The organism is Cellulomonas sp. EB106-03-03-XG116 (assembly GCF_058792015.1).
This window is the reverse complement of the sequence record NZ_JBYTEP010000079.1, coordinates 1-11,655: the sequence shown is the minus strand read 5'-3', so window position 1 is coordinate 11,655 and position 11,655 is coordinate 1. Positions and strand designations below refer to the sequence as shown.

Below are 11,655 nucleotides of genomic sequence, written 5' to 3'. Positions count from 1 at the left end.
GCGGCGGGCGACGGCGCGGCCACGCTCGACCTCGCGGGCGCGCTGCCGGCGCAGCCCGCGCTGACCCGGCAGGCGGCCGACGAGGCCCCGGCGGCCCCGGCCGCCCCGTCCCGCGGCCGGCTCGTGCTCGGCGTCCTGCTGTTCGTCGCCGGCTTCACGTCGGTGTTCCTCGCCTACGGCTCCCTCGCCGGGTCGCTCGGCTCGTTCCTGCTGCGTTGGCAGGACCCGGTGTCCCGGGTGCTCGGGGTCGGCGTGCTCGTCATGGGCCTGGCGTTCCTCGGCCTCGTCCCGTTCCTGGAGCGGGACAGCCGCCGGGTGCTCGCGCCCCGCGCCGGCCTGTGGGGCGCGCCGGTGCTCGGCGTGACCTTCGGGATCGGCTGGACCCCGTGCATCGGCCCGACCCTCGCCGCGATCCTGCTGCTCTCCCTCGACGGCGGGTCCGCCGGGCGCGGCGCGCTGCTCGCGCTGGCGTTCTGCGTCGGGCTCGGGCTGCCGTTCGTGCTCGTCGCGCTCGGCCTCCAGCGCAGCCGCCGCGCCCTCGACTGGCTCGCCCGGCACCGGCTCGCGGTGATGCGCGTCGGCGGCGGCCTCCTGCTCCTGCTCGGTGCCGCGCTGGTCACCGGCCTCTGGTCCGCGTGGGCGGGCTGGCTCCAGGGCCTGCTCACCGGCGCCGAGCCCTTCGTCCCGGCGGTGTGACATGACGCGCGACCCCCAGACCACCGAGACCTCGCCCCGCGGGTACACCCCCGAGGGGCTCGAGGACGCGTTCAGCGCCGGGCAGCAGCCCCCCGCCGGCGGGCCGGGCGGCCCCGGCGCGCCCGGCGGCGGGTCGCCCCAGCTGCCGTCGCTCGGCGTGGTCGGCTGGCTGCGCTGGGCGTGGCGGCAGCTCACCTCGATGCGCGTCGCCCTGCTGCTGCTCATGCTGCTGGCCGTCGCCGCCGTCCCCGGCACCGTGTTCCCGCAGCGCGCCCAGGACCCGGACAAGGTCGCCACGTACCTGTCCGACCACCCCGACCTCGGCCCGGTGCTCGACCGGCTCGGGTTCTTCGGCGTCTACTCGTCGGTCTGGTTCTCGGCGATCTACCTGCTGCTGTTCGTGTCGCTGGTCGGCTGCATCCTGCCGCGCAGCCGCACCCACCTGCGGGCGATGCGCGGCCGGCCGCCGCGCGCCCCGCGCCGGTTCGACCGGTTCCCGGCCCAGGCGTCCGCCGAGCTCGACGGCGCGCCGCAGGAGGTCGCCGAGCGCGCCGCCGCCGCCCTCGGCGGGCCGCGGTGGTGGCGCCGGTTCCGGGTCGACGTCCGGGACGAGGGCCGCGGCACCTGGAGCGTCGCCGCCGAGCGCGGGTACCTCCGCGAGACCGGCAACCTCGTGTTCCACCTGGCGCTGGTCGGTCTGCTCGTGTCGGTCGCGACCGGCCAGCTGCTGCACTACCGCGGACAGGCGATCATCGTCGAGGGCCGCGCGTTCGCGAACACCCAGAGCGACTACGACACCTTCGAGTCCGGCTCCGGGTTCAGCGCCTCGTCGCTCGAGCCGTTCTCGATGCGGCTCGACTCCTTCGAGTCGTCCTTCGACCCCGACACCCTGCAGTCCCGCGACTTCACCGCGCACGTGACCATCACGGAGCCGGGGTCCGAGGGCGTCCCGCGGCAGATCAAGGTCAACCACCCGCTCGACGTCGCCGGCGCGAAGGTCTACCTGCAGGGCAACGGCTACGCGCCCCAGGTCACGGTGCGGGACCCCGACGGGAACGTGACGTACTCGGGCGCGGTGCCGTTCCTGCCGCAGGACACCGTCTACACCTCGCAGGGCGTCATCAAGGTGCCGGACGTCACCTCGGGGCCGCAGATCGGGCTGCAGGGCGTGCTGCTGCCGACCGCCGAGCAGGTGGCGGACGGCATCTACCGCTCGGTCGACCCGCAGCCGACCGACCCGCTGCTCGCCCTCGCGGTGTGGACCGGCGACCTCGGCCTCGACGACGGCATCCCGCAGAACGTTTACCAGCTCGACGAGACCGGGCTGACCCAGGCGGTGGACGACGACGGCCTGCCCGTCACGCTCTACCTGCGGCCCGGCGAGACCGTCGACCTGCCCGACGGCCTCGGCACGCTGACCTTCGACGCCCTCCCGCGGTTCGTCGCGCTGGACCTCCGGCACGACCCGTCGCTCGCGTGGGTGCTCACGTTCTCGCTGCTGGCGTTCGCGGGCCTCGCGACGTCCCTGTTCGTGCCCCGCCGGCGGGTCTGGCTGCGGATGCGCGCGGGGGACGAAGGTCCCGGGTCAGGCCGTACAGTGGTCTCCGCCGCCGCGCTGGCGCGCGGCGACGACGTGGGCCTGCAGGCGGAGCTCGACCGGGCGATGGACCGGCTCCGCGGAGCGGACGTCGACGGGCCCACCGGCCGGACCGGAAGGTAGAAGGACATGGCAATCGGCGACATCAGCACCCTGCTCGTGTGGGGGGCGGCGACCGCGTTCACGATCGCCCTGATCGCCTACACCTCGGCCCTGGCCCGGCTGGCCGACGCCGCGTCCTCGGAGCACCGCGCCGAGCGGGCCGCCAAGGTCGCGGCCGCGAAGCAGGCCCGTGCCGCCGCGCGCGAGACGGTGGGCGCAGGCGGCCCCGGCGGGCTGGTCGTGCCGGCCGACGCGGGCGACGACGCCGCCCCCCGGTCGGGCCGGATCGACGACGCCGAGCCCGAGCGCCCCATGACGGCGCCCTCGGCCACCACGGGCATCGCCCGCACCACCACCTACCTCGGCATCCTGCTGCTCGGCGTCGGCATCGTGCTGCGCGGCGTCGCGGCCGGGCGCTGGCCCACCGCGAACATGTACGAGTTCACCCTCGTCGGCACGTTCGTCGCCGCCGTGGTGCTCGCGGTCGTGCAGCGGAAGCGGGTCATCCCGTTCCTCGGGGTCGTCGTCATGGGCATCGGCGTGCTCGCCCTGGCGCTCGGGCTGCTGGTGTTCTACGTCCAGGCCGACGCCGTGCAGCCCGCGCTGCAGAGCTACTGGCTGATCATCCACGTCGGCGTCGCCATCGCGGCGACCGGCATCTTCACCGTCGCGTTCGCCACCGCGGTGCTCCAGGTCCTCCAGGACGGTCGCGAGACCGGGCGCTCGCACCTCGACCACCCGTGGCGGTCGGCGGACGGCCTGCGCCGCTCGCTGGCCCGCTGGCGGGTCACCGGCCCGGCCTGGTCCTGGCTGCGCACGGTGCCGTCCGCCCGCCGGCTCGAGGCGCTGTCCTTCCGGCTCAACGCCATCGGCTTCGTGCTGTGGACGTTCACGCTCATCGGCGGCGCCATCTGGGCCGAGCACGCCTGGGGCCGGTACTGGGGCTGGGACCCCAAGGAGGTCGGCACCTTCGTCGCCTGGGTCGTGTACGCGGCGTACCTGCACGCGCGCACCACGCGCGGCTGGGCCGGGCGCAAGGCGGCGTACTTCGTCTACGTCGGCTACGCCGTGGTGCTGGCGAACTTCACCGTCGTGAACCTGTTCGTCACCGGCAAGCACTCCTACTCCGGCATCTGACCACCCGCGCGGGCGGGTCAGCCCCGCGCTGCGAGTCGCGCGACCCTGATCCCCACCCGATTCTTGCGGGACCACCCGGTCGATCGGGGTGCGACGCGCGAACCAGGTGGGGATCAGGCTGCGCGGGGACCGCGTCGGTCCCTCGTACGTCAGCCGCGCGCGCCCTCGTCGGGGACGTCGCCGTTGCTGCCGTCGCCGGTCCCGCTCTCGCGCTCGCGCCGCCGGCGCTCCTGGTCGAGGCGCCACAGGAACTCGGGGTCGTCGTCGGGCGCGACCGGGCCGGGGCGGCGGGGGCCGGGACCGCCGGACCCGCCGAGGCCGCCGGACCCGCCGGGGCGGCGGCCCTGGGCGGGGCCCGCACCGCCGGTGGCGGGCTGGGCGCGGCTGGTGAGGATCCACACGAGCGGACCCGCGATCGGCACCAGCGCGATGAGGAACCACGCGCCCTTCGGGAGGCCGCGGCGGGCGCGCTCGTCGCTCGTGGCGACGTCGGCGAGGGCGTACACCGCCAGGCCGATGATCACGAGGAAGAACAGCGCGCGTGCCATGCTCCACCCTAACCAGACGGCGCGCGCGCACCCCGCCCCGGGCCGGGTGATCGCCGGAACCGGCACGAGGTCGTCACATCCGGCCGTGCCTCCGCGGCCAGGCCCCGGCTCGGACCGCCCCCGGGATCGGCCTACCCTGGACCCGTGCCCGTCGTGACCTACTCGCTGCTCCGCCTCGCCCTGCTCGTCGTGTGCCTGGTCGGCCTCGTGCTCGCCGGCACCGGGTGGCTGCTGGGCGTGGTCGGCGGGGCGCTGCTGGCGGCGCTGCTGTCCTACGTGCTGCTCCGCGGCCCGCGCGACCGGGCGGCGCTGTGGCTCCAGGCCCGCTCCGAGGCGCGCGGCGACCGCCCGCGGCTGTCCCGCACCGCCACCGCAGACGCCGCGGAGGAGGACGCCGCGGTCGAGGCGGCCGAGCGCGAGGCCCGCGCCGACGGCTAGAGCGCCAGGCCCAGGCCCAGCAGGACCCCGAACGCAAGCTCGTACATCCCGGTCCCCGCGAGGACCGGCACCAGGGCGATGCCGCGCGCGCCGACCAGCACCGTGAACGCCAGGACGCCCGCGGGCAGCGCGAGCAGCATGACGATGAGCGCCCACGGGTTCGCCAGCGCGCACAGCACGCCGAGCAGGACGGGCAGCACCACCATGACCGCGTAGGCGCGGCGGGCGCGGTGCTCGCCGAGCCGGACCGCGAGGGTGCGCTTGCCGACCAGGGCGTCGGTCGGGATGTCGCGCAGGTTGTTGACCATGAGCAGCGCGCAGGCGATCAGGCCCACCGCGACGGCGCCGACCCAGGCGGGCCAGGTCAGGGTGCCGGACTGGGTGTAGGTGGTGCCGAGCACCGCGACCAGCCCGAAGAAGACGAAGACGCCGACCTCGCCCAGGCCGAGGTAGCCGTAGGGGCGCCGCCCGCCGGTGTAGAACCAGGCGGCCGCGACGCACAGCGCGCCGATCGCGAGCAGCCACCACTGGCCGCTGAGGGCGACCAGCCCGAGGCCGAGCAGGCCCGCCACGCCGAACGCCGCGAACGCGGCCGCCTTGACCTGCTTCGGGAAGGCCGCGCCGCTGGCGGTCAGCCGCATCGGGCCGACGCGCTCGGCGTCGGTGCCGCGCACGCCGTCGGAGTAGTCGTTGGCGTAGTTGACGCCGACCTGGAGCGCGAGGGCCACGCCCAGGGCGAGCAGCGCGCGCCCGAGGTGCGCCGCCTCGATCTGCGCGGCGGCGCCGGTGCCGACCAGCACGGGGGCGGCGGCGGCGGGCAGGGTGCGCGGGCGTGCTCCGGCGACCCACTCGGCGGCGGTGGCCATGGTGCTCCTGTCGTGGGGCCGCGGCGGGGAGGCCGCGGCGGGCGGTTCGGCGTGCAGCGACGGTAACCCGGAACACCGGCCGGGCACGCACCGCGCGGGGTCAGGGTGTCGCGCTCCCGCTGCCGGCGCGGCCGAGCGCGCGGGCGGCGAGGTCGGCCGCGCCCCGCCGGTCGGGCTTGCCCGGGCCGCGCAGCGGGAGCGCCCCGACGGTGACGAGGTGCCGGGGCGCGGCCGGGCCGCCCAGCGCGGCCGCCGCGGCGTCCCGGAGGTCGGCGAGCCCCGGCGCCGGCGCACCCGCCGCGGGGACGACGACGGCGACCAGCGCCTGGCCCCACTCGGGGTCCGGCACGCCGACGACGAGCACCTCGCCGACCCCGGGCAGCCCCGCGAGCACCCGCTCGACCGCCGCGGGCGGCACCTTGACCCCGCCGGTGACCAGCACGTCGTCGGCGCGGCCGAGCACCTCCAGCCGGCCGTCGTCGCCCCACCGGCCGAGGTCGCTGGTGCGGAGCCAGCGGGTGCCGGCCCGGACCTCGAACAGGTCGGCGTCGAGGTCGGGTCGCCCCCGGTAGCCGGCGGCGAGCACGGGCCCGGCGATCCGCACCCGGCCGTCGTCGGGGTCCAGGTCGACCGTCACCCCGTCGAGGGGGACGCCGTCGTAGACGCAGCCGCCGCAGGTCTCGGACATGCCGTAGGTGGTCACGACCCGCGCGCCCGCGGCCCGGGCGGCGGCGAGCAGCCCCGGCGGCGTGGCGGCCCCGCCGAGCAGCACGGCGTCGAGGGCGGCGAGCGCGTCCCGCCCGGGCGCCGAGTCGAGCAGCCGGTGCACCTGGGTCGGGACCAGCGAGGTGTACCGCGGGCCGCCGCCGGCCGGCATCCGCGCCACCGCGGCGGCGAACGCGTCCGGCCGGAACGGCCCCGCCAGCACGGCCGGCTCCGTCCCGGCGAGCAGGGAGCGGACCAGCACCTGCAGGCCCGCGACGTGCGCGGGCGGGAGCGGCAGCAGCCACCGGCCGGGGCCGGCGAGCCGGGCCTCGGTCGCCGCCCCCGAGGCGCGCAGGGCGGTCGCGGTGAGCATGACCTCGCGCGGGGCGCCGGTGGACCCGGAGGTGCGCACGAGCAGCGCCACGTCGTCGGGGACCTCGCCCGCGCCCTCCGCGGCGTGCCCCGCGGCGTCCCCGTCGTGCGCGTCGACCGGCAGGACGGCCGGGCCGGTGCCGTCCAGCGCGGCGGCGAGGGCGGCGGTGAGCGCCGGCACCGTGGCGGGGGAGGCGGGGACCACGCGGACGGGACGGCTCACCCGGCCAGGGTAGGTCCGCCCGTAGAGTGGCGCGGGACGCGCGGCGGGGAGCCGCCGCGCACGCAGGCGGCACGGAAGGGTCGAGATGGTTCACAGCACGAGGCGGGGGCTGCGGCGCGCCGCCGCGTTCGCCGTCGCCACGACCCTCCTGGTCGCCGGCTGCTCGCAGGAGCAGGGCCCGGCGCCGGAGGCCGCCACCGTCGCCCCGACCCTCGAGCCGCAGAAGGCCGCCGCGCCCGACCCCGTCGTCGCGCCGACCTGGCCGCTGACCGGCGTGGCAGGCGAGCCCGTGAACCGGCCGGCGCTCGCGGTGAAGATCGAGAACACCGCGACCGCGCGCCCGCAGTCCGGCCTGGAGCAGGCGGACGTCGTGTGGGAGACGATCGTCGAGTTCGAGGTGTCCCGGTTCGTCGCGGTGTGGCACTCGCAGGTGCCCCAGGAGGTCGGCCCGGTCCGCTCGGTCCGCCCGATGGACCCGGACATCGTCTCGCCGATGAACGGCCTGCTGACGTTCTCCGGCGGCCAGCCCGGCATCCTCGACCTGGTCGCGGCGAGCCCCACGCAGGTCATCAGCCACGACGCCGGTGCGGCGGGGCTGTACCGGATCAGGACCCGCTCGGCCCCGCACAACGTGTACGCCGACCCGACCGCGCTCTGGGCGCAGGCCGACGCCAGCCACCAGAGCAGCCCGGGCGAGCAGTTCGCGTTCGCCCGGACCGCGGAGCGCGCGACCGCGGTCGCCTCCGGCACCCCGGCGACCACCCTGGCGTTCGACCTGTCCAGCCAGTCGAAGCCCTCGTGGACGTGGAACGGGACGGTCTGGGAGCGCTCGGAGGGCTCGACGCCCGCGGTGGCCGCCTCCGGCGCCCGGCTGTCCGCGACGAACGTCGTGTCGATCGTCGCCGAGCACCCGGGCACGCCGTTCGGCGCGCAGAACGGGGCGGTCGTGCCGACCTACACGCTCGTCGGCTCGGGCGAGGCCACGCTCGCGACCGGCGGGAAGACGATCCCGGTGCGCTGGCAGAAGGACTCCCGCGACGCCCCGATGCAGCTGTTCACCGCCGACGGCGCGCCCGCGCTGTTGGCGCCGGGCAACACGTGGGTGGAGCTGGTGCCGGCCGGGACGGGCTCGCTCGCGATCTCCTGACCGGCGCGCCCGGGCCGGTCGCCCGGCCCGGGTCGCCCGTCAGAACGCGTAGGGGAACCGGCTCCAGTCCGGGTCGCGGCGCTCGAGGAACGCGTCCCGGCCCTCGACGGCCTCGTCCGTCATGTACGCCAGCCGGGTCGCCTCGCCCGCGAACACCTGCTGGCCCGCGAGGCCGTCGTCCGCCAGGTTGAACGCGAACTTCAGCATCCGGATCGCCTGCGGCGACTTCGTCGCGATGATCCGCGCGTACTCGAGCGCGGCGTCCTCGAGGTCGGCGTGGTCGACGACGTCGTTGACCGCGCCCCACGCGTAGGCCTGCTCGGCGGAGTACTCGCGCGCCAGGAAGAAGATCTCCCGCGCCCGCTTCTGCCCGGTCTGCCGGGCGAGCAGCGCCGAGCCGTACCCGCCGTCGAACGACCCGACGTTGGCGTCGGTCTGCATGAACCGCGCGTGCTCGCGGGACGCGATCGTCAGGTCCGCGACCACGTGCAGCGAGTGCCCGCCGCCGGCCGCCCAGCCGTTCACGACCGCGACGACGACCTTCGGCATCGTCCGGATGAGGCGCTGCACCTCGAGGATGTGCAGCCGGCCCGCGCGCGCCGGGTCGATCGCGTCCGCGGTCTCGGCCTCGGTCGAGCCGGTGTACCGGTAGCCGTCGCGCCCGCGGATGCGCTGGTCGCCGCCGGAGCAGAACGCGTAGCCGCCGTCCTTGGGGCTCGGGCCGTTGCCGGTGAGCAGCACCGTGCCGACGTCGGAGGTCATCCGGGCGTGGTCGAGCACCCGGTACAGCTCGTCGACGGTGTGCGGCCGGAACGCGTTGCGTACCTCGGGCCGGTCGAACGCGACCCGCACCACGGGCAGGTCCCGCACGCCGCCGTCCTCGGACCGGGCGACGCCGCGGTGGTAGGTGAGGTCGGTGAGGTCCTCGAAGCCGGTGACCGTGCGCCAGCGGCTCGGGTCGAAGGTGTCGGAGACGCGCGGGGGCAGCGGGGTGGCGGCGGGGTCGGTCACGGTGCCCAGCGTAGGGCGGGACGCCCGGGCGAGGTTCTGGTACGGTCGTACCAGAAACGGGCGCGGGACGGCGGAGACTGCCACCCGGCGCGCCCCGTCCCCGGGAGGGATCACCCATGGCGTGGGTCGTGCTCATCGTGTCCGGACTGCTGGAGGCGGGCTGGGCGCTCAGCCTCAAGGCGTCGGACGGCTTCACGAAGCTGTGGCCGAGCGTGTCGTTCGGCGTGCTGGCGATCCTGTCGTTCGCCGGCCTCAGCTGGGCGCTGCGGTCGCTGCCGGTCGGGGTCGCGTACGGCGTCTGGGTCGGCATCGGGGCGTCGGCGACCGCGGTCCTGGCGATCGTGCTGTTCGGCGAGTCCGTGTCGGTGCTCAAGATCGTGTCGCTCGTGCTGATCGTGGCGGGCGTCGTCGGGCTGAACCTGTCGGGCGGCGGGCACTGATGACCGGTCCCGCCGGCGCGGCGGGCGCACCCGGCGCGTCCGGCGCCGCCGGCGGCACCGCCAAGGGCGTGCGGCGCCGCGCCGAGCTCGCCCGGGCCGCCGCCGACCTGGTCCGCGAGGAGGGCCCGGCGGCGCTCAGCCACCGGGCGGTGGCGTCCCGCGCCGGGCTGTCGCTGTCCGCGACGACGTACTACTACGCCGGGCTGGACGACCTCGCGGCCGCGGCGGGCGCGGCCCTGGTGGACGCGTGGGTCGCCCACGCGGACGGGGTGCTGGCGCGCGTCCGGTCCCGCGCCGCCGAGGGGGCCGCCGTCGAGGATCCCGCCGCCGTCGTGGTCGACGCCGTGCTGCCGCCCGGCGACGACGTGGCCGTGCGGGCGCATTACGAGCAGCTGCTCGCGGCGGGCCGGGTCCCGGCGCTCGCCGCGGCGCTCGGCGCCGGCCGGGCGCGGCTGGACGCGGTGCTCGCCGCCCTGCTCGCGGACCTGCGGCTGGGGGTGCCCGCGGCGGTCGCGCTCGGGGTGGTCGACGGGGCCGTGGTGGCGGCGACGAGCGAGGGCCGGCCGGTCCGCGACGCCGCCCGCGACCTGCTGCTCGCCGTGCTCGGTGCGCGCGAGCCTCTACGCTGAGCCGCGTGCACGTCTACGCGATCCCCCTGCGGACGCGCTTCCGCCGGATCACGGTGCGCGAGGGCGTGCTCGTCCGCGGCGAGGCCGGCTGGGGCGAGTTCAGCCCGTTCTGGGACTACGACGCCGCGGAGTCGGCGGCCTGGTGGCGCGCGACCCGCGAGGCGGCGGACCTCGGGTTCCCGGAGCCCGTCCGCGACCGCGTCCCGGTGAACGTGACGGTCCCCGCCGTGGGGCCGGACGCCGCGCGTCGGATCGTGCTCGCGTCGGGCGGCTGCACCACCGCCAAGGTCAAGGTCGCCGAGCCGGGCCAGGGCGCCGCGGAGGAGGCCGACCGGCTGGCGGCCGTCCGCGAGGCGCTCGGCCCCGGCGGCGCGATCCGCGTCGACGCGAACGCCGCCTGGGACGTCGACACCGCCGTCGAGCGGCTCAAGGTCCTCGACCGGGCCGCCCGCGGGCTCGAGTACGCCGAGCAGCCGGTCGCCTCCGTGCGCGACCTCGCGCGCGTGCGCCGGTCCACCTCCGTGCCGATCGCGGCCGACGAGTCGATCCGCCGCGCCGAGGACCCGCTCGCGGTGGTCCGCGCCGAGGCCGCCGACGTCGTGGTCCTCAAGGTGCAGCCGCTCGGCGGCGTGCGCGCCTGCCTGGACCTGGCCGAGCAGGTCGGCCTGCCGGTCGTGGTGTCCTCGGCGCTGGAGTCGTCGGTCGGGCTGGCGGCGGGCGTGGCGCTCGCGGCCGCCCTCCCCGAGCTGCCGTACGCCTGCGGGCTCGCGACCGCCCAGCTGCTCGCCGACGACGTCGCCGACCCGTCGCTGCTGCCCGTCGACGGGGCGCTGCCGGTGGCCGCGGCCCGGGCGGTCGTGCCGTCGGAGGAGCGCCTTGCGGCCACGGCCGCCGACGAGGCGACCGCGGCGCGCTGGGCGGAGCGGCTGGCGGCGGTGCGGGCGGTGACCCGGTGACGGCCCCGGCGGCCGGCGGCGGCCCCCGCGGCCCCGTGCGCGGCGCCCCCGCGGCCCGGGCGGCCCGCGTCCTGGTCCAGGAGCTCGCCGCGCACGGCGTCCGGGACGTCGTCCTGGCACCGGGGTCGCGCAGCGCCCCGCTCGCCTACGCGCTCGCGGAGGCCGCCCTGCCCGCCGCCGAGCGCCCGGCCGGCGCCCCGGAGGTCCGGCTGCACGTGCGGGTCGACGAGCGGGACGCCGCGTTCCTCGCGCTCGGCCTCGCCCGGGCCGCGGCGGCGGAGGGCGCACCGCGCGCGGTGGCGGTCGTGACCACGTCCGGCACCGCCGTCGCGAACCTGCACCCCGCGGTGCTGGAGGCGCACCACGCGGGCGCCCCGCTGCTCCTGCTCACCGCCGACCGCCCGCACGAGCTGCGCGGCACCGGCGCGAACCAGACCACCGTGCAGCCGGGGATCTTCGGCGCCGCCACCCGGCTCGAGGCCGACGTCCCCGCGCCGTCCGGCCGCGCCGGCGAGGACCGCGACCTGCGGCACCTGGTCTCCCGCGCCGTCGCGGCGGCGCTCGGGTCCCGCACCGGCGACCCCGGTCCCGTGCACCTGGACCTCGCCTACCGCGAGCCGCTGGTGCCCGGACCGGAGCCGTGGCCCGCCGACGGCGCGGCCGGGCGGGTGGCCGTCCCGCCCCGGCCCGTCGCCGCGCCCGCCGCGGGCGACCCCGACGTGCCCGCCCGCGCGGACCCCGTCTCTTATACACCTCTCCGAGCCCACGAGACATGGCGCCTGATCTGG

13 protein-coding genes are annotated in these 11,655 nt (G+C 77.4%); 9 read left to right on the top strand and 4 right to left on the bottom strand.

Annotation, left to right across the window (positions count from 1 at the left end):
* From AC3WUG_RS18360 to ccsB, 3 genes are all read left to right on the top strand, one after another.
* The coding region (locus AC3WUG_RS18360; RefSeq protein ID WP_492328982.1) for a cytochrome c biogenesis CcdA family protein at nucleotides 1-696 on the top strand (696 nt) is incomplete at its 5' end.
* A gap of 1 nt (nucleotide 697) precedes the next feature.
* Nucleotides 698-2,416 carry a cytochrome c biogenesis protein ResB gene (gene resB, locus AC3WUG_RS18355; protein WP_492328981.1) on the top strand — a complete coding sequence of 573 codons (1,719 nt, stop codon included), beginning with the start codon at nucleotides 698-700 and terminating at the stop codon, nucleotides 2,414-2,416.
* Nucleotides 2,417-2,422: 6 nt separating this feature from the next.
* Nucleotides 2,423-3,532, top strand: a complete 1,110-nt coding sequence (ccsB, locus tag AC3WUG_RS18350; protein WP_492328980.1) for a c-type cytochrome biogenesis protein CcsB — start codon at nucleotides 2,423-2,425, stop codon at nucleotides 3,530-3,532.
* Nucleotides 3,533-3,681: 149 nt separating this feature from the next.
* Here ccsB and AC3WUG_RS18345 read toward each other — a convergent pair whose 3' ends face one another.
* The gene (locus tag AC3WUG_RS18345) at nucleotides 3,682-4,080 is read right to left on the bottom strand and encodes a PLDc N-terminal domain-containing protein (protein ID WP_492328979.1); all 399 of its coding nucleotides are present in this window, start codon (nucleotides 4,078-4,080) and stop codon (nucleotides 3,682-3,684) included.
* Between the two features lie 144 nt (nucleotides 4,081-4,224).
* Here AC3WUG_RS18345 and AC3WUG_RS18340 point away from each other — a divergent pair, with 144 nt between their 5' ends.
* Entirely contained in the window at nucleotides 4,225-4,518 is a 294-nt protein-coding gene (locus AC3WUG_RS18340) for a DUF4229 domain-containing protein (protein WP_492328978.1), read from the top strand.
* Here the strand turns inward: AC3WUG_RS18340 and AC3WUG_RS18335 are convergent.
* Both AC3WUG_RS18335 and menE read right to left on the bottom strand, forming a co-directional pair.
* Entirely contained in the window at nucleotides 4,515-5,384 is an 870-nt protein-coding gene (locus AC3WUG_RS18335) for a 1,4-dihydroxy-2-naphthoate polyprenyltransferase (protein ID WP_492328977.1), read from the bottom strand. The two genes, AC3WUG_RS18340 and AC3WUG_RS18335, sit on opposite strands and share 4 nt — an antisense overlap.
* 100 nt (nucleotides 5,385-5,484) lie before the next feature.
* Entirely contained in the window at nucleotides 5,485-6,684 is a 1,200-nt protein-coding gene (gene menE / locus AC3WUG_RS18330) for an o-succinylbenzoate--CoA ligase (protein ID WP_492328976.1), read from the bottom strand.
* 85 nt (nucleotides 6,685-6,769) lie between these two features.
* On the opposite strand from menE, the gene AC3WUG_RS18325 reads away from it, so the two are divergent.
* The gene (locus AC3WUG_RS18325) at nucleotides 6,770-7,831 is read left to right on the top strand and encodes a DUF3048 domain-containing protein (RefSeq protein WP_492328975.1); all 1,062 of its coding nucleotides are present in this window, start codon (nucleotides 6,770-6,772) and stop codon (nucleotides 7,829-7,831) included.
* Between the two features lie 39 nt (nucleotides 7,832-7,870).
* On the opposite strand, the gene AC3WUG_RS18320 is transcribed toward AC3WUG_RS18325, so the two are convergent.
* Nucleotides 7,871-8,842 carry a 1,4-dihydroxy-2-naphthoyl-CoA synthase gene (locus AC3WUG_RS18320; RefSeq protein WP_492328974.1) on the bottom strand — a complete coding sequence of 324 codons (972 nt, stop codon included), beginning with the start codon at nucleotides 8,840-8,842 and terminating at the stop codon, nucleotides 7,871-7,873.
* Nucleotides 8,843-8,958: 116 nt separating this feature from the next.
* On the opposite strand from AC3WUG_RS18320, the gene AC3WUG_RS18315 reads away from it, so the two are divergent.
* The 4 genes from AC3WUG_RS18315 to AC3WUG_RS18300 all read left to right on the top strand — a co-directional run.
* A complete protein-coding gene (locus AC3WUG_RS18315; protein ID WP_166938613.1) occupies nucleotides 8,959-9,282 on the top strand; it encodes a DMT family transporter in 324 nt (107 codons plus the stop codon).
* The gene (locus tag AC3WUG_RS18310) at nucleotides 9,282-9,911 is read left to right on the top strand and encodes a TetR/AcrR family transcriptional regulator (protein WP_492328973.1); all 630 of its coding nucleotides are present in this window, start codon (nucleotides 9,282-9,284) and stop codon (nucleotides 9,909-9,911) included. Before AC3WUG_RS18315 ends, AC3WUG_RS18310 begins: the two co-directional genes overlap by 1 nt.
* A 5-nt stretch (nucleotides 9,912-9,916) precedes the next feature.
* On the top strand, nucleotides 9,917-10,867 hold the full coding sequence (locus AC3WUG_RS18305) for an o-succinylbenzoate synthase (protein ID WP_492328972.1): 951 nt from the start codon (nucleotides 9,917-9,919) through the stop codon (nucleotides 10,865-10,867).
* A partial coding sequence (locus AC3WUG_RS18300) for a thiamine pyrophosphate-binding protein (protein WP_492328971.1) occupies nucleotides 10,864-11,655 on the top strand: 792 nt, incomplete at its 3' end. The genes AC3WUG_RS18305 and AC3WUG_RS18300, both read left to right, overlap by 4 nt.